This window comes from Burkholderia sp. BCC0397 (assembly GCF_902832865.1).
Taxonomy (GTDB): domain Bacteria; phylum Pseudomonadota; class Gammaproteobacteria; order Burkholderiales; family Burkholderiaceae; genus Burkholderia.
In genome coordinates, this window is record NZ_CADFDL010000003.1 from 202532 (window position 1) to 224208 (window position 21677).

Annotated in this window: 21 protein-coding genes and 4 tRNA genes; 12 read left to right on the plus strand and 13 right to left on the minus strand. The window is 65.1% G+C overall.

The annotated features are described in order from the left end of the window. Nucleotides 1-77 precede the first annotated feature (77 nt). The gene (locus HWX03_RS10965; RefSeq protein WP_174431550.1) at nt 78-1910 is read left to right on the plus strand and encodes an ABC transporter ATP-binding protein; all 1833 of its coding nucleotides are present in this window, start codon (nt 78-80) and stop codon (nt 1908-1910) included. A gap of 78 nt (nt 1911-1988) precedes the next feature. Here HWX03_RS10965 and otsA read toward each other — a convergent pair whose 3' ends face one another. Both otsA and otsB read right to left on the minus strand, forming a co-directional pair. Then, nucleotides 1989-3374 (minus strand): alpha,alpha-trehalose-phosphate synthase (UDP-forming), encoded by a 1386-nt coding sequence (gene otsA / locus HWX03_RS10970; RefSeq protein ID WP_175871266.1) that lies wholly within the window; start codon nt 3372-3374, stop codon nt 1989-1991. After that, nucleotides 3371-4123 (minus strand): trehalose-phosphatase, encoded by a 753-nt coding sequence (gene otsB, locus HWX03_RS10975; protein WP_175871267.1) that lies wholly within the window; start codon nt 4121-4123, stop codon nt 3371-3373. Before otsB ends, otsA begins: the two co-directional genes overlap by 4 nt. A 544-nt stretch (nt 4124-4667) precedes the next feature. On the opposite strand from otsB, the gene HWX03_RS10980 reads away from it, so the two are divergent. Genes HWX03_RS10980 through HWX03_RS10990 form a run of 3 tightly spaced genes read left to right on the plus strand, consistent with a single transcriptional unit; the run spans nt 4668 to nt 6641 of the window. Continuing rightward, nucleotides 4668-5300: an SCO family protein gene (locus tag HWX03_RS10980; RefSeq protein ID WP_175871268.1), complete on the plus strand. Its 633-nt coding sequence runs from the start codon at nt 4668-4670 to the stop codon at nt 5298-5300. An 8-nt stretch (nt 5301-5308) separates the two neighbouring features. Next, nucleotides 5309-5761 carry a copper chaperone PCu(A)C gene (locus tag HWX03_RS10985; protein WP_175820243.1) on the plus strand — a complete coding sequence of 151 codons (453 nt, stop codon included), beginning with the start codon at nt 5309-5311 and terminating at the stop codon, nt 5759-5761. A gap of 10 nt (nt 5762-5771) precedes the next feature. Next, nucleotides 5772-6641, plus strand: a complete 870-nt coding sequence (locus tag HWX03_RS10990; RefSeq protein ID WP_175871269.1) for a cytochrome c oxidase assembly protein — start codon at nt 5772-5774, stop codon at nt 6639-6641. A gap of 22 nt (nt 6642-6663) precedes the next feature. Here HWX03_RS10990 and HWX03_RS10995 read toward each other — a convergent pair whose 3' ends face one another. Both HWX03_RS10995 and HWX03_RS11000 read right to left on the minus strand, forming a co-directional pair. Then, nucleotides 6664-7155 carry a GNAT family N-acetyltransferase gene (locus tag HWX03_RS10995; RefSeq protein ID WP_027805430.1) on the minus strand — a complete coding sequence of 164 codons (492 nt, stop codon included), beginning with the start codon at nt 7153-7155 and terminating at the stop codon, nt 6664-6666. 143 nt (nt 7156-7298) lie between these two features. Beyond that, on the minus strand, nt 7299-8165 hold the full coding sequence (locus HWX03_RS11000) for a pirin family protein (RefSeq protein ID WP_174430104.1): 867 nt from the start codon (nt 8163-8165) through the stop codon (nt 7299-7301). A 111-nt stretch (nt 8166-8276) separates the two neighbouring features. Here HWX03_RS11000 and HWX03_RS11005 point away from each other — a divergent pair, with 111 nt between their 5' ends. Both HWX03_RS11005 and HWX03_RS11010 read left to right on the plus strand, forming a co-directional pair. Beyond that, nucleotides 8277-9194: a LysR family transcriptional regulator gene (locus HWX03_RS11005; RefSeq protein WP_175820247.1), complete on the plus strand. Its 918-nt coding sequence runs from the start codon at nt 8277-8279 to the stop codon at nt 9192-9194. A 157-nt stretch (nt 9195-9351) separates the two neighbouring features. Then, nucleotides 9352-9855 (plus strand): GAF domain-containing protein, encoded by a 504-nt coding sequence (locus tag HWX03_RS11010; RefSeq protein ID WP_175871270.1) that lies wholly within the window; start codon nt 9352-9354, stop codon nt 9853-9855. A gap of 103 nt (nt 9856-9958) precedes the next feature. Here HWX03_RS11010 and map read toward each other — a convergent pair whose 3' ends face one another. Both map and HWX03_RS11020 read right to left on the minus strand, forming a co-directional pair. Continuing rightward, entirely contained in the window at nt 9959-10765 is an 807-nt protein-coding gene (gene map, locus HWX03_RS11015) for a type I methionyl aminopeptidase (RefSeq protein ID WP_174390623.1), read from the minus strand. Beyond that, a complete protein-coding gene (locus tag HWX03_RS11020) occupies nt 10765-11001 on the minus strand; it encodes a ParD-like family protein (RefSeq protein ID WP_027783949.1) in 237 nt (78 codons plus the stop codon). Before HWX03_RS11020 ends, map begins: the two co-directional genes overlap by 1 nt. A 147-nt stretch (nt 11002-11148) precedes the next feature. Between HWX03_RS11020 and HWX03_RS11025 the strand changes: the two genes are divergently transcribed. Continuing rightward, nucleotides 11149-11769 carry a helix-turn-helix domain-containing protein gene (locus HWX03_RS11025; protein WP_175871613.1) on the plus strand — a complete coding sequence of 207 codons (621 nt, stop codon included), beginning with the start codon at nt 11149-11151 and terminating at the stop codon, nt 11767-11769. A gap of 67 nt (nt 11770-11836) precedes the next feature. Here the strand turns inward: HWX03_RS11025 and HWX03_RS11030 are convergent, their stop codons facing one another. After that, complete coding sequence (locus HWX03_RS11030) at nt 11837-12889, minus strand: RNA-guided endonuclease TnpB family protein (protein WP_175871271.1); 1053 nt, start codon at nt 12887-12889, stop codon at nt 11837-11839. A gap of 92 nt (nt 12890-12981) precedes the next feature. Between HWX03_RS11030 and HWX03_RS11035 the strand changes: the two genes are divergently transcribed. The 4 genes from HWX03_RS11035 (at nt 12982) to HWX03_RS11050 (ending at nt 16403) form a co-directional block, all read left to right on the plus strand. Then, nucleotides 12982-13530 (plus strand): GNAT family N-acetyltransferase, encoded by a 549-nt coding sequence (locus tag HWX03_RS11035; RefSeq protein WP_174387230.1) that lies wholly within the window; start codon nt 12982-12984, stop codon nt 13528-13530. Nucleotides 13531-14689: 1159 nt separating this feature from the next. After that, nucleotides 14690-15379, plus strand: a complete 690-nt coding sequence (locus HWX03_RS11040) for a hypothetical protein (protein ID WP_174387218.1) — start codon at nt 14690-14692, stop codon at nt 15377-15379. Between the two features lie 82 nt (nt 15380-15461). Then, entirely contained in the window at nt 15462-15692 is a 231-nt protein-coding gene (locus HWX03_RS11045; RefSeq protein WP_175871272.1) for a hypothetical protein, read from the plus strand. Between the two features lie 495 nt (nt 15693-16187). Further along, nucleotides 16188-16403 carry a hypothetical protein gene (locus tag HWX03_RS11050; RefSeq protein WP_244132627.1) on the plus strand — a complete coding sequence of 72 codons (216 nt, stop codon included), beginning with the start codon at nt 16188-16190 and terminating at the stop codon, nt 16401-16403. A gap of 583 nt (nt 16404-16986) precedes the next feature. On the opposite strand, the gene HWX03_RS11055 is transcribed toward HWX03_RS11050, so the two are convergent. The 6 genes from HWX03_RS11055 to uvrC form a co-directional block, all read right to left on the minus strand. Further along, nucleotides 16987-17060: transfer RNA gene (locus HWX03_RS11055), tRNA-Cys, on the minus strand. Nucleotides 17061-17159: 99 nt separating this feature from the next. Next, a tRNA-Gly gene (locus tag HWX03_RS11060) sits at nt 17160-17235 on the minus strand. A gap of 51 nt (nt 17236-17286) precedes the next feature. After that, nucleotides 17287-17362, minus strand: a tRNA-Gly gene (locus tag HWX03_RS11065). 53 nt (nt 17363-17415) lie between these two features. Beyond that, nucleotides 17416-17491 (minus strand) — tRNA-Gly (locus HWX03_RS11070). A gap of 141 nt (nt 17492-17632) precedes the next feature. Further along, the gene (gene pgsA / locus HWX03_RS11075; protein ID WP_175871273.1) at nt 17633-18220 is read right to left on the minus strand and encodes a CDP-diacylglycerol--glycerol-3-phosphate 3-phosphatidyltransferase; all 588 of its coding nucleotides are present in this window, start codon (nt 18218-18220) and stop codon (nt 17633-17635) included. A gap of 89 nt (nt 18221-18309) precedes the next feature. Beyond that, on the minus strand, nt 18310-20358 hold the full coding sequence (uvrC, locus tag HWX03_RS11080; RefSeq protein ID WP_175871274.1) for an excinuclease ABC subunit UvrC: 2049 nt from the start codon (nt 20356-20358) through the stop codon (nt 18310-18312). Nucleotides 20359-20434: 76 nt separating this feature from the next. On the opposite strand from uvrC, the gene earP reads away from it, so the two are divergent. Beyond that, nucleotides 20435-21628 carry an elongation factor P maturation arginine rhamnosyltransferase EarP gene (earP, locus tag HWX03_RS11085; protein ID WP_175871275.1) on the plus strand — a complete coding sequence of 398 codons (1194 nt, stop codon included), beginning with the start codon at nt 20435-20437 and terminating at the stop codon, nt 21626-21628. Nucleotides 21629-21677 lie beyond the last annotated feature (49 nt).

The following is a 21677-nucleotide window of genomic DNA, read 5'->3' on the forward strand; positions in this document are numbered from 1 at the left end:
CGGATTATTCAGTCCGAGCGAACGCCGGCCTGCGATCCAGCCGCGACGCTCAATCACCGAATCACCGCACGCATATTTTGGACTCTCTTACCCCCGCCCAGCGCAACGCCCACAACGCGAAGCTGTCGAGCTACGCGCATCGGCCGATCGCGTTCCTGTTCCGCTACATCCGCCTCCACCCCGCCGCGCACCTGATCGTGCTCTGCAGCGTGCTGGCCGCCGTCGGCTGCGCGCTCGGCTCGCAATATGCGATCAAGCACCTGATCGACGTGCTGGCAACCGGACGCCATCACCCGGGCCCGCTGTGGAGCGCGTTCGCGCTGCTCGTCGGGCTGATCGCGGCCGACAACCTGCTATGGCGCGTCGGCGGCTGGGTCGCCGCGCACACGTTCGTCGCGGTCACTGGCGACCTGCGGCGCGACCTGTTCCAGTACCTGATCGGCCATTCGCCGACGTATTACTCGGAGAAGCAGCCGGGCACGCTCGCCAGCCGCATCACGGCCACGTCGAATGCGGTCTACACGTCGGAGAACACGATGGCGTGGAACGTGCTGCCGCCGTGCATCGCGGTGATGGGCGCGATCCTGATGATCATCGTCGTCAATCCGCTGATGGCGGCCGGCCTGCTCGGCTGTTCGGCCGTGCTGTCCATCATCCTGTTCAAGCTCGCCGGCCGCGGCTCGGCGCGCCACCACGCATTCGCGGCGAAGGCCGCGGCGGTCGACGGCGAGCTCGTCGACGTGATCGGCAACATGGGCCTCGTGCGCGCGTTCGGGATGACGCTGCGCGAACAGAAGCGCTTCAGCGCAACGGTGAAGGCCGAGATGGACGCGCGCCAGCAAAGCCTGCTCTATCTCGAGAAGCTGCGGCTGCTGCACGCGGTGATCACCGCGATGCTGTCCGCCGGCCTGCTCGGCTGGGCGCTGTGGCTGTGGGACCAGGGCCGCGCGACGTCCGGCGACATCGTGCTCGTCAGCTCGCTCGGCTTCACGATCCTGCACGGCACGCGCGATCTCGCGGTCGCGCTCGTCGACGTCACGCAGCACGTCGCGCGCCTGTCCGAAGCGGTGAAGACGCTGCTCGAACCGCACGGGATGCTGGACCGCTCGGATGCGCAACCGCTGTCGGCCAAGGGCGGCCGCGTCGATTTCGAACGCGTGACGTTCGCGTACCCGCACCGCCGCGCGATCCTCGACCACTTCGACCTGCATATCGAGCCGGGCCAGCGCGTCGGCCTGATCGGCAAGTCGGGCGCCGGCAAGTCGACCGTGCTCGCGCTGCTGCAGCGCTTCTACGACACGCAGGACGGCGTCGTGAAGGTCGACGGCCAGGACGTGAAGACGATCACGCAGGACAGCCTGCGCCACGCGATCGCGCTGGTGCCGCAGGACATCTCGCTGCTGCACCGGACGATCTACGACAACATCGCGTACGGCCGCCCCGACGCGACCCGCGACCAAGTGCTCGCCGCCGCGCGCGACGCGCGCTGTGCGGAGTTCATCGAGGCGATGCCGGAAGGCTATGACACGATCGTCGGCGACCGCGGCGTCAAGCTGTCGGGCGGCCAGCGCCAGCGCATCGCGATCGCGCGCGCGATCCTGAAGGATGCGCCGATCCTGCTGCTCGACGAAGCGACGTCGGCGCTCGACAGCGCGTCCGAGGAAGCGATCCAGAGCGCGCTCGACCGCCTGATGGTCGGCCGCACGGTGATCGCGATCGCGCACCGCCTGTCGACGCTGCGCAACTTCGACCGCATCATCGTGATGAGCAACGGCAAGGTGATCGACGACGGCCCGCCGGACGTGCTGCGCAGCCGTCCCGGCCTGTACCGCGACCTGCTCGCGAAGCAGCACGGCCGCCATCATGCGGCCCCGGACGGCAACACGCCGACCGGCGAACGCGTGGCCTGACGCGCCGGCATCCCGCCGACAAAAAAGCCGCCGTGCTTCTCGCACGGCGGCTTTTTCAATTGCACCGCAAGCAATAATTCAGACCTGCTGCAGATCCCGCAGGAAATTGTCCCGCCACACCGACACGTTGTTCTCGCGAAGCTGCGCGATCATGTCCGCGTAGCGTGCGCGCCGCTCGGCGAGCGGCATCGTCAGCGCCTGCGACAGCGCATCGGCCATCCCGTCGATGTCGATCGGATTGACGATCAGCGCGCCCGTCAACTCGCGCGCGGCGCCCGCGAAGCGCGACAGCACCAGCACGCCCGGATCGTCCGGATTCTGCGCGGACACGTACTCCTTCGCGACGAGGTTCATCCCGTCACGCAGCGGCGTCACGAAGCCCACGCGCGCGAGCCGGTACAGCGCGGCCAGCAGTTGCCGGTCGTACTGCCGGTGAATGTAGAGGATCGGCGCCCAGTCGAGCTCCGCGTAGCGCCCGTTGATGCGCCCCGACTCCGCTTCGAGCTGCAGGCGGATGTCCTGGTACGCACGCAGGTCCGCACGCGTCGACGGCGCGATCTGCAGGAACGATACGCGGTTGCGGATCGACGCCTGGTGCTCGAGCAGCTTCTCGAACGCACGGAATCGTTCGACGAGCCCCTTCGAATAATCGAGCCGGTCGACGCTCATGATCAGTTGCCGCCCGCGCAGCGACGTCGCGAGCGTGCGCACCGCCTTGCCGTGCTCGCCCGCCTGCGCGAGCGACGCGATCTCGTCCGGATACACGCCGATCGGATAGGCCGCCGCGCGCAGCGTCTGGCCGAATGCGCGTACGCGCACCGTGTGCCCGTCGTGCTCGACCTCGCCGTCCGCCTCGAACTCGACGTAGTCGCAGAACGCGCGCAGGTCGGGCTCGGTCTGGAAGCCGAGCAGATCGAACGCGCACAGCGACTCGACGAGCTCGCGGTGCGGCGGCACGTTGACGAGCACCTGTGCGGCCGGAAACGGGATGTGCAGGAAGAAGCCGATGCGGTTCTTCACGCCGGCGTCGCGCAGCGCGCGCGCAAACGGAATCAGGTGATAGTCGTGCACCCAGATCACGTCGTCGTCCTGCAGCAGCGGCACGAGCTGCTGCGCAAGCCAGACGTTGACGCGACGATAGCCGTCGAATTCGTGGCGATCGTACTGGATCAGGTCCGCGCGGTAATGGAACGCGGGCCACAGCGTCGCGTTGGAGAAACCGCGGTAATACTGGTCGTAGTCGCGGCGCGACAGCCCGACGGTCGCGAACGTCACAGGCCCGCGCTCCTCGATGCGGATCTGCGGCTGCGGTGCGCCGGACGCGACCACTTCGCCGCTCCAGCCGAACCACATGCCGCCGGTTTCCTTCAGCGCGTCATAGACGCCGATCGCGAGGCCGCCCGCCGCCGGTTCGCCTTCCGAAATCGGCGCGACGCGGTTTGAAACGATGATGAGCCGGCTCATGCGTGCGGCTGCCCCGCACCGAGCCAGCCCGCGATCTGCTCATGCAGTGCGTCGACCGAATCGAGCCGCATGCGCGCGGACGTCTCGCCCGCGCCGACCTTGATCGACAGGCCGCCGCGTGCGTTGACCACCGCGAAGCCCTTCTCGTCGGTCAGGTCGTCGCCCGCGAACAGCGGCACGCGGCCCGCAAAGGGCGGCTCGTCGAGGAACGCGGCCAGCGCGCGGCCCTTGTCGACGCCCTTCGGCTTGATCTCGAACACCATCTTGCCGGGTTGCAGCACGTACGCATCCGCATAGTCGGCGACGAGGCGCTCGGCCGCTTCGCGCGCCACCGCCTCGCGCTCGGGCGCATTGCGGAAATGCAGCGCGACGGCCGCACCCTTGATCTCGAGCAGCATGCCCGGATGGCGGTCGACCACGCCCGCGAGCTCGCGCTCGATGCGCAGCAGGCGTTCGTCGTTGAAGCCGATGCGCTGCGTGTCGCCGTTCGCATCGCGGCGCTCCGCGCCGTGCAGGCCGGCGATCGGCAGGCCGGGCATCTTCAGGAACGTGTCGAGGTTGTCGATGCCGCGCCCGGATACGATCGCCACCGCGCCGTGCGAGCGGCGCGACAACTCGTCGAGCAGCGCCAGCAGCGACGGCGGCACGTGAATGCTGTCGGGCGTCGGCGCCAGTTCGACGAGCGTGCCGTCGAAGTCGAAGAAGAACGCGGTATCGGTCAGGGACAGGGAAGCCGGAACGGATTGCATCGATTCGATAGTCTGAGGGTCGGCCGGCAATGCCGGCCGCCGCTGCGCGAATGGAGTTGTGCGCATCTTACCGCGCCTGCGCCCCCAGATGGGCGAAACCGAGGAGCGCGGACCTCGCGCCACCCGCCGCGTCAACTGCGACATATTGCCCCGCTCGTCCGCCCCGTACCGGTTTCGAAAGGACGCAGGCGCGCGAATTGCGCTACAGTCGCAACCGCCTGCCGCGCGACGCATGGCATCGCGCCGGCCGGCTACCCATTTAGTCCGATCGAGCTTAGGGACTGTTTCCATATGGAACGCGCATGCGAATGTCCGAAATTGCTCGTAGGGCAAGGAGTAAGGAGCGCCGTTTGGCCGAGCCAAACAAGCGACGCGCGACGCCGCCATACGGGCAATTTCGGACATTCCCGTAGAATGTTTTTTAATTTGGGGTTGCCACGAGAACGGCCGCTCGCCGCGTTGCGCTCCTTGCGAATACGTCAGTATTCGCAGCGTCACGCGCCTCGCGAGCGGCCGTTCTCGTGGCAACGCATGCGCGTTCCATATGGAAACAGTCCCTAAGATGCCGTCTCGCCTCTCCCGCCTCATCCGCACGGCTGCGGCCCTCGCCGCCGCCGTGGCGCTCGCCGCGTGTACGCACGACGAGCCGCGCTGGAACCTGACCAACGTCACCGGCCACCTGCCCGACCTGTCGTTCAAGCTGACGGGCGGCGACGGCCATCCCGTCGATGCCGATGCGTTCCGCGGCCGCGTCGCGCTCGTCTACTTCGGCTACACGCACTGCCCCGATGTCTGCCCCGAAACGCTGGCGCGGCTGATGGAAGTGCTGGCGAAGCTCGGCCCGCAAGCGGACAACGTGCGCATCCTGTTCGTATCGGTCGATCCCGCGCGCGACACGCCGCAGGCGATGCAGTCCTATGTCGCCGCGTTCGACGCCGCGCATGCGCGCGGCCTGACCGGCACCGACGGCCAGATCGAATCGCTCGCGAAGCGCTATCGCGTCGCGTACCAGATGGAAAAACGCGATCCGTCCGGCGGCTACGAAGTGACGCACAGCTCGGCCGTTTACATCTTCGACGCGAGCGGCCGCGCGCGCCTGCTCGCGACCGATCGCGATTCGCCCGACGCCATCGCCGCCGATGTGCGCCGGATCATCGACACTGCCTCCACGACCTGAATTCCGCCATGAACACGAAAACGAAAACGACCCTCAAGACGTTCGCCCTCGTCGCCGCGCTGTGCGCCGGCGCCCATGCCTATGCCGCCGGTGCGGTCAGCGCGCAGAACGCCTGGGTGCGCTGGCTGCCGAACAAGCTGCCCGCGGGCGGCTACGTGACGCTCGTGAACACCGGCGACAAGCCGATCGACCTCGTCGACGTCGACAGCCCCGACTACGGGATGGCCATGCTGCACCAGACGGTATCGAACGGCTCGACGCAGAAGATGGAAATGGTCGACAAGCTGACGATCCCCGCACGCGGCAAGGTCGACATCGCGCCGGGCGGCTATCACTTCATGCTCGAGGAGCCGAAGCACGCGATCAAGCCGGGCGACACCGTGCACCTGCGCCTGAAATTCTCCGACGGCGAAACGGTCGATGCGCCGTTCGCCGTGAAATCGCCGGCCCAGGCGAAGTGATGCACGCGCGATGAACCTCCTGTACTGGCTCGATCCGTGGGAACCGTCGCCGACCGTGGTCATCGCGGTGCTGACGGCCGCCGTGCTGTTCGCGCGCGGCGTGAAGAAGGCGAAGGTGTCGCCGCTGCGGCAGTTCTCGTTCTGGTTCGGGCTGACGGCGCTCTACATCGCGCTGCATACGCGGCTCGACTACTTCTTCGAGCACGAATTCTTCATGCACCGCGCGCAGCATCTCGTGCTGCATCACCTCGGGCCGTTCTTCATCGCGCTGTCCTATCCGGGCGCGGCGATCCGCGCAGGCATTCCGTTCGGCTGGCGGCAGCGCTTCGTGCGCCCCGCGCTCGCGTGGGCGCCGGTACGCGCGACACTCGACGTGGTGTTCCATCCGGTCGTCGCCGTCGTGCTGTTCGTCGGGCTGATCTATTTCTGGCTGCTGTCGCCGATCCACTTCATCGCGATGCTCGACTGGCGTCTCTATCGCGTGATGAACTGGAGCATGGTGATCGACGGGCTGCTGTTCTGGTGGCTCGTCGTCGATCCGCGGCCCGCGCCGCCCGCGCGGCTGTCGCCGGGCCGCCGGATCCTGATCGTCGTCGCGGCGATCCCGCCGCAGATCGCGCTCGGCGCGCTGATCTTCTTCACGCCGCACGAGCTGTATCCGATCTACTCGATCTGCGGCCGTGCGTTCACGTGGCTGAGCCCGCTGCGCGATCAGCAGATCGGCGGCCTGCTGCTGTGGATTCCCGGCTCGATGATGAGCGTGATCGGCGCGCTGATCGCGCTGCGGCACTGGCTGCGGCTGTCCGCGCGCGGGCGCCTGATCGGCGAACGGGTCGCGCAGCGCGCGGACAAACCGCCGGTCGCACGCGCCGCGCACTGACTGCCGCGCAGCGCCGCGCGCGTCACGCGCGCGCGCTGCTCATCCACACGTGCGGGATGCCATCCTCGTCGTGCACGTCCGAACTCGGCGTGAAGCCGAATGCCCCGTAGAAACGCTGCAAGTGGGCCTGCGCATGCAGGCTCACCGGCGTATCCGGCCATTGCGCGCGGATATGCTCGAGCGCACGCGACAGCAGCCCGTTGCCGAGGCCCGCGCCGCGAAACGCGGCGGTCGTCAGCACGCGGCCGATGCGCACGTCGGTGTGCTGCGCGTCCGGCAGCAGCACGCGCAGATAGCCGGCCAGGCGGCCGGCCGGGTCGAAGGCCGCGAGGTGCCACGCGGCCTGGTCCGCATCGTCGATGTCGCGATACACGCAGTTCTGTTCGACGACGAATACCGCGCTGCGCGCTTCGAGGATCGAATAGATTTCGCGCGCCGTCAGCGCGTCGAAGGGTTTCCAGCGCCAGTCGAGATCGGCGGTGCTCGGGGATGCGGCGGGTGCGGATGCGTTCATGTGCGGTCCTGATTCGGGCGCGCCGGCCGGCGCGCGGCAACCGTCGATTATGCCCCGAAGCGCACATCGCGCGTGACCGCCTGCCCGCGCTCGAAAAAAAGGCCCCGCATCGCGCGGGGCCTGCTCATCACGCCGTCATGCCGTCATGCCGGCATCTGGCCGAAGCGGCCGCTGTTGAAGTCCTCGATCGCGGTACGGATCTCCGCTTGCGAGTTCATCACGAACGGGCCGTAACCGACGACCGGCTCGTCGATCGGCTCGCCGCTCAGGATCAGCAGCTTCGCGTCGCCGTTCGCTTCGATCTCGACGTCGCTGCCGTCGCGGCCGAGTTGCACGAACTGCGCTTCGCGGGCCACCGTCTCGCCGTTCACCTGCACGGTGCCGCTCAGCACGACCACCGCGAGCGTCCGCCCTTCGGCGACCGGGAACCGCGCATGGCCGCCCGCCACGAGCCGCACGTCCCACACGTCGATCGGCGTGTGCGTGCGGGCCGGGCCGCGCCGCCCGTCGAGTTCACCGGCGATGATCCGCGCCCGTCCCGCGCCGTCCGGCAGCTCGACCACCGGGATATCGGCGTTCAGCAGCGTCTGGTAGCCGGGCGCGCCCATCTTGTCCGCGGCGGGCAGGTTCACCCACAGCTGCACCATCTCGAGCGGGCCGCCCCGCTTCGTGAACGCCTCCGAGTGGAATTCCTCGTGCAGGATCCCGCTCGCGGCCGTCATCCACTGCACGTCGCCCGGGCCGATCGTGCCGCCCGCGCCGGTCGAATCGCGGTGCGCGACTTCGCCGTCATAGACGATCGTCACCGTTTCGAACCCGCGGTGCGGATGCTGGCCGACACCGCGCGGCGCGGTCGTCGGTTCGAACGTCGCCGGGCCCGCGTAATCGAGCAGCAGGAACGGGCTCAGGTGCGTGCCGTGAGACTGGTAGCTGAACATCGAACGCACCGGGAAACCGTCGCCGACCCAATGGCCGCGAGGCGCACTGTACACACCCTGGATCTTCTTCATTGCCCTTCTCCATATTGCGGCGAAACCCGTGTTTCGCATCCATGAATGACAATATAGAGATGGAACGATCGATCCGGTAGACTGCCAAAATCGCACTCAGCGTTCCATTTCATGAACGATAAAGCGCGGGATCTGAACGATCTCTACTACTTCGTGCAGGTCGTCGAACACGGCGGCTTCGCGCCGGCCGGGCGCGCGCTGGACATGCCGAAATCGAAGCTGAGCCGCCGCATCGCGCTGCTCGAGGCACGGCTCGGGATGCGGCTGATCCAGCGTTCGACGCGCCGCTTCACGGTCACCGACGTCGGTCAGACCTATTACGCGCATTGCCGCGCGATGCTCGTCGAGGCCGATGCCGCCGACGAGGCGATCGCGCTGCTGCACGAGGAGCCGCGCGGCATCGTGCGCGTCAGTTGCCCGATCGTGCTGCTCGATTCGCTGGTCGGCACGATGATCGCCGCATTCATGGCCGCGTGCCCGCGCGTCGAGATCCATCTGGAAGCGACCAACCGGCGCGTCGACGTGGTCGGCGAAGGGATCGACGTCGCGATCCGCGTGCGCCCGCCGCCGCTCGAGGACAGCGATCTCGCGCTGCGCGTGCTCGCCGAGCGCGGCCAGTGCCTCGTCGCGAGCCCCGCGCTGCTGCGCGAGCACGGTGTTCCGGCCGTTCCCGCCGATCTCGCGCGCCTGCCGAGCCTCGATCACGGCGTGCCGCAATCCACGCACGTGTGGCGGCTGCGCGGCCCCGACGGCGCGCATGCGGAAATCCATCACCAGCCGCGCTTCGTGACGGGCGGCATGCTCGCGCTGCGCGCGGCGGCCGTCGCAGGCGTCGGCGTCGTGCAGTTGCCGACGATGATGGTGCGCGACGAGGTTTCGCGCGGTGAACTGGTCACGGTGCTGCCCGACTGGGCGCCGCGACGCGAAATCGTGCACGCGGTGTTCGCGTCGCGCCGCGGGCTGCTGCCGGCGGTGCGGGCGCTGCTCGACTTTCTGGCCGAGCGGTTCGCCGAACTCGAACCCGACTGAGCGGCAGCGCAGGCGCCTTCGCAGCGCGTGCCGCCGCACGGCGCCCCGCGAACCAGACGCTGCAGACCTCCCGCGCGTGCCGTAGACTGCGGGACGCGCATCGCGCTTTTCGCAACCCGCTTTTCCCAACCCTTATCGCATTTCAGGCAATTCAGCCATGTTCACGCTGTCCAACGACCCTCACGCCTCCAAGGCCGAACTCTATGCGACGCTCGTCGATCAGGCACGCGCGCTCGTCGAATCCGAACGCGACCTGACCGCGAATGCCGCGAATTTCTCCGCGCTCGTCTATCACTCGCTCGATCGCCTGAACTGGGCGGGCTTCTACTTCTTCGACGGCGCCGAGCTCGTGGTCGGGCCGTTCCAGGGCAAGCCCGCGTGCGTACGGATCGCGCTCGGCAGGGGCGTGTGCGGCACGGCCGCGCAGACGCGCGAGACGCAGGTGGTGCGCGACGTGCACGACTTCCCCGGCCATATCGCGTGCGATGCGGCGTCGGAATCAGAAATCGTCGTGCCGCTGGTGGCCGGCGACGGCACGCTGATCGGCGTGTGGGACGTCGACAGCCCGGTCGCCGCGCGCTTCGACGACGAAGACCGCCAGGGGATGGAAGCGCTGTGCCGCGTGTTCGTCGAACACGCGTGGCAGAAGGCGCGCGGTTAAGCGTCGCTGCGCCGCGGCGCTGGCCGCCGCGAACGACACGGGCCCCGCGAAGGGGCCCGTTTCATTACAACGCCGCGCCGTCGTATGCAGCGCACTGCCGCCGTCAGGCCGCGTGCGTGCCGGAAAGCGCCGCGAACGCCTGCGGCTTCGCGTCCTCGGTCAGCACCTCGAAGCCCGTTTCCGTCACCACGACCATGTGCTCCCATTGCGCGGACAGCGAATGGTCCTTCGTGACGACCGTCCAGCCGTCGGCCAGCACGTGCGTATCGCGCTTGCCCGCGTTCAGCATCGGCTCGATCGTGAAGATCATCCCCGGCCGCAGCGGCAGGCCGGTGCCCGGGCGACCGTAGTGCAGCACCTGCGGCTCGTCGTGATAGACGTCGCCGATGCCGTGCCCGCAATACTCGCGCACCACGCTGAACCCTTCGCGATGGGCGACCTGCTGAATCGCATAGCCGACGTCGCCGAGCGTCGCGCCGGGCCGCACCGCGCGGATGCCGGCGTGCATCGCCTCGTAGGTCGCCGCGACGAGCCGCCGCGCGAGTTCGTTCGGTTCGCCGACGAAATACATGCGGCTCGTATCGCCGAACCAGCCGTCCTTGATCACCGCGATGTCGAGGTTCACGATGTCGCCGTCGCGCATCGGCCGCGACGTCGGAATGCCGTGACAGACCACGTGGTTGACCGACGTGCACAGCGTCTTCGGATAGCCGTGGTAGCCGATGTTCGCGGGAATCGCGCCCAACGCGTCGACGATGTACTCGCGGCAGCGCGCATCCAGCTCGTCGGTGGTGACGCCCGGCTTCACGTACTCGGTGATCATCGTCAGCACCTGCGACGCGAGCTTCGCGGCTTCGCGCGACTTGGCGATTTCCGCGGCACCGCGGATCGGGATTTCGCGTTTCGCCATTACGCCACCTGCTCGATGTGCTGCGCGACCGGTTCCGCCGGCCCCACGTCGCCGCCACGCGCCTCGGCCTCGATCAACATCTTGCAGATGTCGCCGTAGGACAGCGCCGGGTTGAGTTCCGCCAGCATCCCGACGCGCAGCCAGTGTTCCGCCTGCGCGTTGATCGAACGGCTCAGCGCCGTGCTCGTCGAGCGCAGCCGTTCATGCATGTGCTCGGAAATCTTGATGATGCCCATATATCCCCAATTAAACGAAACGTAGCTGTTTCGTATATTACGCCGCGCACGACGAGTGGGCAAGCCGTTCGCCCCTTGCCCCTGGTCGACGAGCTGCGGGAAATGCCGTTGACATCAATTTCCAGTTTGCTGGAAAATAAATCCATCATGAAAGAATCAGCGATCACCGCGGCCGACGACACCGGCATCAACGAGCGCATTGCCCGGCGCGTGCGCGATTTGCGCACCGTTCGAGGCTACACGCTCGACGCGCTGGCCGCGCGTTCCGGCGTCAGCCGTTCGATGATCTCGCTCATCGAACGTGCGTCGGCGAGCCCGACGGCCGTCGTGCTCGACAAGCTCGCGGCCGGCCTCGGCGTGTCGCTGGCCGGGCTGTTCAGCGGTGACCGGCACGACACGCCCGCCCAGCCGCTCGCACGGCGCGCGCAGCAGGCCGAATGGCGCGACCCGGCGTCCGGCTATGTGCGGCGCAACCTGTCGCCGGCCGGCTGGCCGTCGCCGATCCAGCTCGTCGAGGTCGATTTCCCGCCCGGCGCGCGCGTCGCGTACGACAGCGGCGGGCGCGAAAGCGCGCTGCATCAGCAGGTGTGGATCATCAGCGGGCGCGTCGACGTCACGTTGGGCGATGCGCTTCACGAACTTCGCGAAGGCGACTGCCTGGCCATGCGGCTCGACCAGCCGCTGGTCTTCAGCAATCCGTCGTCGCATGCCGCGCGCTATGTCGTCGCGATCTGCGATGCATCCGCCGCCGGCGTGCGGAGCGCGTGATGCGCGCGTCGCGTACACAACCGGTTTAGAGCCAACAGGAAGGAACCCGTTTGACGTCCTCCTACGCCTAAAGGCGGAGGATTCCCACACCTGGCGATGCACGTCCGCATCGGAGAATGTTCAGCGCAGCGTTGATATCACGATCATGCATGACACCACATCCACTGCAGGCCCATTCTCTTACTCGCAGTCCCGCGATACCTTTCGGCCGCGTCGTGCTGTCTTGCGACCCGCACGACGAACAGGACTGGGTGGAACCGCTTTCGTCGACTTCCTCGAACGTGACCCCGTGCGCCATCGCTTTGTAGCGGAGCTTGTTTCGGAAGGACGACCAGGACGCGTCGTAGACGCTCTTCGCCATCCTGGTTCTGGCGAGTTTGACAGCCGACACGTTGCCGACCGCGATGTAATCGAAACGCCGCACCAGATCGAGCGCGAGCTTATGCTGGAAATCGGCACGGGCATTCGCGACCTTGGCGTGCAGCTTCGCGATATGTCGCTTGTGCTTTCGCGCCCGTTGCGCTTTCGCCAGCTTTTCGGCCGCGCGTCGGCCGAATCGGTCATTGGGCAACTTCTCGCCGGTCGAAAGTGTGGCGAAGTCTTTCAGGCCGAGATCGATGCCCACACCAGAACAGACCGCGCGAGCCTGAACATCCGGCATCTCGATCACGATGTTGAGAAACCAGTTGCCGCGTGCATCCTGCGCAAAGTTGGTCCCGTCCTTGATCTTGCCTTCGGGAAGCGGCCGGCTGTTGAACACGCGAAAGGTGTTGCCGGCAAAGCGAAACGCTTCGCCTTCGCGCTTCAGGTCACGGCCCTTCAGCGGCACCCAGCCCAGCGATTTCCTGCCGCGATAGCGCAAGTAGGGCCGACGGTGCTGACTGCGCGACTTCGCATATTGCTCGCACGTCGCGTTGATCGTGCCGGAATGGATCCCGAGTTCCTTGCTGCTGCCGGTCGTCAGCACGTTCAGGTCGAATCCTGTCGGCCACTTCTTGCCCCACTTGAGCGCGTGCTTCTGCGTGTCGTTGCAGAAGTTCCAGACGTAGTTCACCGCACGGCTCTGCTTGTTGAGCAGTCCGTTGAGCGACTTCACCCGGTAGCGGTAGACAAGGATCATGCAGGTGATCCTAACCCGTGGAAGAAGCTGCCTGTCAACAGCACTCCTTTCCTTCCCGCCATCAATGGCGGGGTTTCTCGGAGCAAATTCTGATGAATTCCCCGACACAGCGCGACGACCTGCGCCTGATCGATTGCAGCGAGGCCGAACACGCAGCGGCCATTCTCGAGATCCTGAACGATGCGATCGCGAACTCGACCGCGCTGTACGACTACCGGCCGCGCCCGCCGGAAGCGATGGTCGCGTGGTTCGCGACGAAGCGCGCGGGCGGCTTTCCGGTCATTGGCGCCGTCGACGCAGCGGGCACGCTGCTCGGCTTCGCGAGCTGGGGTACGTTCCGCGCGTTTCCGGCGTTCAAGTACACGGTCGAACACAGCGTCTACGTGCGCAACGACCAGCGCGGTCGCGGGCTCGGCGAACTGCTGCTGCGCGAAGTGGTCCGGCGTGCGCGCGAAGCGCAGGTGCACGTGGTGGTCGGTTGCATCGATGCGACCAATGCCGGGAGCATCGCGCTGCATACGAAACTGGGATTCGTGCACGCGGGAACGATCGCGGAGGCGGGATTCAAGTTCGGCCGCTGGCTCGATGCGGCGTTCTATCAGTTGAAGCTCGAGACGCCGGTGCAGCCGGTGGATGGGTGATCGCTTGCGGCCGTCGCATGCGCCGTGCGCGTCGGCCACCAAGCGATGCGGAGACGTGTAGCGTGCCAGCGTGCCGCCAACCCCTCTTCCTGGCCGAAAGGCGCGCTTCTCGCCTGCTCGTCAGGGCCGCGCTGGGCAATTCGGGTTCCAAAGCACCTCCCGGTCACATGAGCACGCAACCCACCGCGGCACCTGCAATCATCACCCCGATGGTGCAACAGTGCCTGCGCCCTGCCTGACAAGGTTCGGCGCATAAAGCGACGCCGAGACCTACGCCCGCCTTTTCGGGGACGAGCCGTTACCCGCCCACTGCGGTCTCTCGCAACGCTCTGGCGCGGACCTTCGAAGCAATCGTCGAGCGCATCGCAGATACACTTCGGCGGCGCCCCTTCAATGGCCCTGGGTAGATTTCCTGCAACGAACTCAACGCCGCGCTCCTCCAACCGTCTTTGCGCGGCAACCAAGAACTTTGTTCCCCAAGCATCAGATGCGTGCTCATGAATCAATTCAATCCGCACCTCTTTGCCGCGGGGCACGCTCTCCCCTTACCAGTCTCCCGACGCGCTATGTAACAACACCCCGCGCGAGCGAAACGGGCAATTTTCAGCAGAGCGGCAACGGTAGCCGTAATTTCATTTACCGAATATTCACCGCGATCGGCACTCAGATCCGAAACCGAAACTACAACGCTCAGTGCTGATAAAAACATCATCTATTACAAAAATAGAAAAATTCAATTTAATTAAATATAAAATCAGAAAATCGACGCCTAGGGTAAACGATAAAGCATTTACCGCACTTTATTTAAGGAAATTTCCTAAGATGATCTTACGGGGATGTACGGATTTGATTATTTTCTGCCACCGGAAAATCATTCCGGCACTTCTTTTTTAAAAAATTATTGAGAAATTTCACCAAAGTCTCCGGCAGCCGCCAACGGGGCGGAAAGGCCTATTGCCGGCGAACAACAGTCCGGGCACGAGCGCTGGATGCTTGCTAAAAACATACAACCCTAATCCCGGGCGCCGTGGATTTTGCCGGCCAAAGAGCATCGGATCTTCAATCTCAGGTTACGGAAGCGTTTATGTAAAAGATCAAGCCATCCATGAACCGAGTGCGGTGAGGCATAAAATCCATCTTCCATCGCGGAGACCGAAAAATGACTTCTTATTACGTTGATTTCAACAACGATACCAAGCAGACCTGGACTATGGCTGTATATCAGACCCTGCCGAGTTCCATTGGATTGGAGAGCGTGTCGTGGAAGCAAACGACCGTCCCTCAAAGTGGCGCCAGCGGTGTAACGTGGGATATTTTCTACAACGTCGCCATTGCCAATTACCAGCAGATCGGTGGTATCGGAGTCTACAAAGCCAGTCAGACGTTGAAGACGGAATTGGGAACGTCATGGGACTGCATTTTCAAAGATAACGTGCAGCAATTGGTGCCGGGGTCCGGCTCCGTACCGGCAGATTCCGTCCTGATCAATAACAAGTCGACCAATCTCGCGAACCTTGGCATCGGCATGAGCGGTCAGGGATCGGTGTTCAAGAAGGGCGTGGTCAGCGGCGCATCGGCTCAGTTCCAGGTGACACCGACTTATTGGGTCGGATTGTTCAATTCACTCGTCCTCGGTGAAGTGATTTCGAGCAATGTCGTCGTGGGTCCGCTACAGCTGTCCTATCCCAGCGGGCAGAATCTCGCGACTGTCAACGCATACATGGACGGCAACACGATCAAGCTCAACGTCACATACGGCCAGCAAGTGGCTGTCGAAAATAATGTGGCGGAAAGAATCATTGCTGCGCAACCGGCGCGATCCGGGATTTTGCTCGAATACGATAACTAAAGGCTGCGCGCCATTGTTATGTGAGAGATAGGTGCCGCAACGGTGCCTTGTTACCCATTATTTTTCACCCGGGATAATCGATATGCGCACCATTGCCAAGATTCTCTTTCCGACCTTGATGGCCTTCCTTGTTTTCAACGGTGAAGCCGGCGCCGCCGAAAAATCCTTCTGCTATTTTCATCACAATTGCCCTGCCGACGGAAAGCTGCCGAAAGGTCAGTTGCCCGAGCAATACACCAAGCGGCAATGTACGAACGGAGGAGGAAAGAGCTGGGGCGACGGCCCGAAGAGCTGCGAGAATGTGAACGATTGATGGGGCCCGGTATCGAGAATCGACTTCAGAACTGACTGCGCGAATTTCGACGGTGTCGCATTTCTGCTGGGCGGAACCTGCCGGTAGGTGAAATCTTCTTGTGAACCGCTTCGTTTCCCGGAGATTTTCTATCGATACCGCCCACGGTGATTGACACCTAACGGTCCATCGTGACGATGTCGAGGATTAATCGCCCCTCAAAAATCAGACCACCTCGCCACGCGAGGCAATAGCAGGAAGAATCGCATAATTATCTAGCATCCCAATAACTGCTTTTATATTTGTGGCGCACCTTCACCTCGTGCCTGAACGGTGCGTTCACAGCCCCTGCCACTCCCCTCGTTGTGGCAGGGCGTTTTTTTAGTGTCCTCCGATATTATGGTCGCACGGTCTGGTCACGCCATAGACAGACCTTCCAAACAAGCGGCTCGAATTCCGCCAACGCTTGGGATAGGGCGAGTTGCTCGACGCCTGGAGCACAACCACCTTCAGGAAATGACGCTCGAACAGCGCTTCGTGCCGGAACTCGTGCATGTGCGCCGAACGCTGGAGGGCAGCACGACCGCGACCATTGATGGAAAGCCCATTACCGGCGTCGGCCACGAGTACTTTTCCCCGCAGAACCGCCATCGAGGGCATGAAAACCGCGTGCGGATCGACGCCGATCGCATCGCGGTCGTCCGCAACGTTCAACGACGTCGGCTCTGGTAAAGCGACCTCCGGATGCGTTGGGAGTCACTCGATGTTCTTCGCGGAGCGCTGCCGTCAAGCATGGCACGAACCGAGGTATCCTCAGTGGCCTGAGTTGACCGTGGCAGAGGTGCGGCAAGACTAACAGCCGCGGTTGATGCAAAATCCGAAGCCCCTCGACGGCTACATCGAGCAACCGGTACGAGTTTCAGCAACGAGCCTGATCCACTTCTAACGCAATCGCTACAGCGTACCAACCGAGTATGCGAACCACGTCGTCGGCTTGCGTACCTACCCGGCCTCCTGAACATCGCGGTGGATGGCGCAGATATCTCCCGACACACTCTCGGCTTTGATCGCTACCCAACGTTCTACGACCGGCGTCGCTACGTCAATCCAGTAACGCTGAAACCCGGTGCGTGGAGGAACGGTGCGCCGTTCCTGACCATGCCCCTACCAATGCTGCGCCTGCAGGCGTAGTTACGCGTGCCGCTTGAGTGATTCGAGGCGACCTTGTACCACTCCGGGCGATTTTTTTACGAGAATGAAAGCGGAACAGAAAAAAGAAAAGCCCTGATTTCTCAGGGCTTTTTCTCTTCTTACTTGGAGGCGCGAGCCGGAGTCGAACCGGCCTAAACGGCTTTGCAGGCCGCTGCATAACCGCTTTGCTATCGCGCCAAAAGCGGACTGTCCGGATGCCGTGAGGCAAGCGACAGATTTTTATTCGAGGACCGGAAGTCCATCAAATAAAAAGGGAAGCGTGGCTTCCCCATTTCCTGGAGCGGGAGACGAGTCTCGAACTCGCGACCTCAACCTTGGCAAGGTTGCGCTCTACCAACTGAGCTACTCCCGCATTGTCCTGCATCTGCAGCGCTTCGCCGTACCACACGCTGCCAGAAAAATCTGGAGCGGGAGACGAGTCTCGAACTCGCGACCTCAACCTTGGCAAGGTTGCGCTCTACCAACTGAGCTACTCCCGCATGGGTCCTGCATCTGCAGCGCTTTGCCGTACCACACGCTGCCAGAAAAAATCTGGAGCGGGAGACGAGTCTCGAACTCGCGACCTCAACCTTGGCAAGGTTGCGCTCTACCAACTGAGCTACTCCCGCGTATCGCTACGCTACTGCTTCCCCGTCACACATTCACTTCGTCGTGCAGCGGAGAAGCGAGATTATGTCGAAGGCACATTCGTGTGTCAAGGGCTTTTCCAGCCCTTTTTACAAAAACGGCCGCCGAATATGCGACTCAGGTCACGCGCCGCCGCGCTCGCGAATCTGCGGCCACGCGAGCTTCATGTAGTACAGCATCGACCAGATGGTCAGCACCGCGGCCAGATACATCAGCCACTCGCCCCACACGCGCGTATCGATCGTCACGATGCCGAGCGGCAGCGGCCCGTAGAACAGCAGCATCGGGATCGCGACCATCTGGCACGCGGTCTTGAACTTGCCGAGCTGGTTCACCGCGACGCTCTTCGACGCGCCGATCTGCGCCATCCATTCGCGCAGCGCCGAAATCGCGATCTCGCGACCGACGATCACGAGCGCGATCGCCGCATCGACCCGCGAAATCTGCACGAGGATCAGCAGCGCGGCCGTCACCATCAGCTTGTCCGCCACCGGGTCGAGAAATGCGCCGAACGACGACGTCTGGTTCCATTTGCGGGCAAGGAAACCGTCGAACCAGTCGGTCAGCGCGGCGAGGATGAAGATCGTCGCCGCCGCGAGATTGCGGGGCGCGCCGCCCATCACCGTGTCCGGCAGATAGAACACGCCGACGACGAGCGGAATCAGCACGATCCGTACCCACGTCAGGAAAATCGGGAAATTGAACGGCATGGCATGCGGGACAGTAAAGGATTCGCAATTGTGCCGTGTCGACCGGCCTGCCACAAGAACGCTGGCAACGCAGCCGGCCGCACGGCGCGTCAGTGAAGCTGCTTGTAGATCTGCTCGGCGAGCGCATGCGAAATGCCTTCGACGCTCGCCAGTTCCTCGACACTCGCGGCCACCACGCCGCGCAACCCGCCGAAGCGCGCGAGCAGCCGCTGCCGGCGCTTCGCGCCGACGCCCTCGAGCTCCTCGAGCCGCGACGTCTGGCGCGCCTTCGCCCGCTTCGCCCGCATGCCGGTGATCGCGAAGCGGTGCGCCTCGTCGCGGATCTGCGCGACGAGCATCAGCGCGGCGCTCTCCTTGCCGAGTTCGAGCGGCGCGCGGCCGTCCGCGAACACCAGCGTCTCGAGGCCGACCTTGCGTCCCTCGCCTTTCGCGACGCCGACCAGCATCGACGTGTCGAGGCCGAGCTCGGTGAACACCTGCCGTGCGATCTCGACCTGACCCTTGCCGCCGTCGATCAGCACGATGTTCGGCAGCAGGCTCGACGTCTCGGCCTGGCGCGTGGACTCGCCGTCGATGCCGGCCGCTTCGTCGACAGCCGCCGCCTGCGCAGCCTGCTCCACCATCCTCTCGTAGCGGCGCGTGAGCACCTGCCGCATCGCCGCGTAATCGTCGCCCGGCGTGATGCCCGTGATGTTGTAGCGGCGGTATTCGCTCGATTGCATCTTGTGATGGTGATAGACGACGCACGACGCCTGCGTCGCCTCCCCCATCGTATGGCTGATGTCGAAGCATTCGATCCGCAGCGTCGCGAGATCGTCGCTGTCGTAGCTGAGCGTGTCCGCCAGCGCGCGCGTGCGCGCCTGCTGCGAGCCCTGCTCGGACAGCAGCCGCGCGAGCGCGAGCCGCGCGTTCTGCTCGGCCATCGACAGCCACGCGCGCCGCTGGCCCTGCGGCTGCCGCACCAGCGACACCTTGTGGCCGGCCTGCTCGGACAGCAGCTCCAGCAGGTCGCGGCTCGCGGGCGCATGGCTGACGACGAGTACGGGCGGCACGCGGTTGCCGAGATAGTGCTGCGCGATGAACGCATCGAGCACCTCGGCCTCGACCGACGCTGGCGCCGCCGTGCCGCGCGCGCTGCCGGCCTCTTCCGCAGGCTGATCGGGCACCGTGTCGACCGGCGTGTCGAGCGTCGCATCGCCCGCCTCCGCCGGTTCGGCCTCTTCACCGAGACCGCCTTCGGCGAGCGTCAGCGCGCTTTCGACGTGCGTCGGGAAATACGCTTTGTCCCCGAGGTGCCGGCCGCCGCGCACCATCGCGAGGTTCACGCATACGCGTCCGCCCTGCGCGACGACGGCCAGGATATCGACGTCGCTGTCGCCGCCGACTTCGATCGCCTGCTGGTGCAGCACCGTCGCGAGCGAGCTCATCTGGTTGCGCACGGCCGCCGCCTGCTCGAATTTCAGCTCGGCCGCGAACGCGTGCATCTTCTGCTCGAGCTCCTTCATCACTTCGGACTGCCGGCCAAGCAGGAATCGCGCGGCGTTCGACACGTCGACCGCGTAATCCTCGTCGGAGATCGCGCCGACGCACGGCGCCGTGCAGCGCCCGATCTGGTGCAGCAGGCACGGCCGCGTGCGGTTGTTGAAGACCGAATCCTCGCAGGTGCGCAACTGGAACACGCGCTGCAGGATCTGGATGCTCTCGCGCACGGCCCACGCGCTCGGGAACGGCCCGAAATACTGGTTCTGCTTGTCGACCGACCCGCGGTAGTAAGCCATCCGCGGAAAACGGTGCGCGGTGAGTTTCAGGTACGGATACGACTTGTCGTCGCGAAACAGGATGTTGTAACGCGGCGCGAGCGCCTTGATCAGGTTGTTCTCGAGCAGCAGCGCTTCGGCTTCCGAGCGCGTGACGGTCGTTTCGATGCGTGCGATGCGCGTGACCATCATCGCGATGCGCGGCGACAGTTGCGTCTTCGTGAAATAGCTCGACACGCGCTTTTTCAGGTCGCGCGCCTTGCCGACGTAGAGGACGGCGCCCGCCGTGTCGTAATAGCGATAGACACCCGGCATATGCGGCAACTGCGCAAGGATCTTCTTCGGTTCGAACGGAATATCGGAGGCTTCTGGGGATGTCATGCGTGAGCCGGGCGCCTTGTAACGCGGAACGGGTCTATTAGAATCGCCAGTTTAGAGCATTCACCGGCCCGCTTCGATGCCACGCCCCACCGCTGCCCCCCTCTCCGCCGTGCCGCTCGCGCCGGGCGAACCGATCGCCTGCGACCTCTTCTGCACGGTGATCGATAATTTCGGCGACATCGGCGTGTGCTGGCGCGTCGCACGCCAGCTCGCGCACGAACACGGCTGGCAGGTTCGCCTGTTCGTCGACGACCTGCACACGTTCGCGCGCCTGCTGCCGCAGGTCGATCCCGACGCGGCGCGGCAGACGGTCGACGCGATCGTGATCGAGCACTGGCATGCGGAAGTCGGCGACGCGCTGGACATCGCCGACGTGGTGATCGAGGCATTCGCGTGCGAGCTGCCCGGCGCTTATCTCGCGGCGATGGCGCGGCGCGCGCGGCGCCCCGTGTGGATCAACCTCGAATACCTGAGCGCAGAAGACTGGGTCGCCGATTTCCATTTGCGGCCGTCGCCGCATCCGCGCTACCCGCTGCTGAAGACGTTCTTCTTCCCGGGCCTGTCGGCCGGCACCGGCGGCGTGCCGAAGGAGCGCGACCTCGACGCGCGCCGCACGGCCTTCGACGCCGATCCGGCAGCCCGCGCCGCGTGGTGGCAACGCGCGACCGGCGGTGCGCCGCCGGCGCCCGGCACGACGGTCGTCAGCCTGTTCGCCTACGAGAACCCGGCCGCCGACGCGCTGCTCGCGCAGTGGCGCGACGGCCCGTCGCCGGTCGTCGCGCTCGTGCCGGCCGGGCGCCTGTCGCCCGCCGTCGCGCGCTTTTTCGGGGTCGAATCGTTCGCGGCGGGCGCACGGGCGCGCAGCGGCAACCTGACCGCCCATGGCCTCGCGTTCGTTCCGCAGGCCGATTACGATCCGCTGCTGTGGGTCGCCGATCTCAATTTCGTGCGCGGCGAGGATTCGTTCGTCCGCGCGCAGTGGGCGCGCAAGCCGTTCGTGTGGCACATCTATCCGCAGGCCGACGACGTGCACCTGCCGAAGCTCGACGCCGCGCTCGCGCACCTGTCGGCCGGCCTCGCCGATGCGCCGCGCGCGGCGCTCGAGCGGTTCTGGCATGCGTGGAACGGCGCCGGCACGCCCGACTGGGCCGATTTCTGGCAACACCGCGCCGCGCTGGACGCCAATGCACTCCGCTGGGCCGACGCGCTCGCGGCCGTCGGCGATCTCGCCGGAAAGCTGGCGGAATACGCAAAATCTCAGTTAAAATAAGCAGTTATCCGACGGCTGACCACGCAAGCGCTCGCGTTTGGGCGCTTGG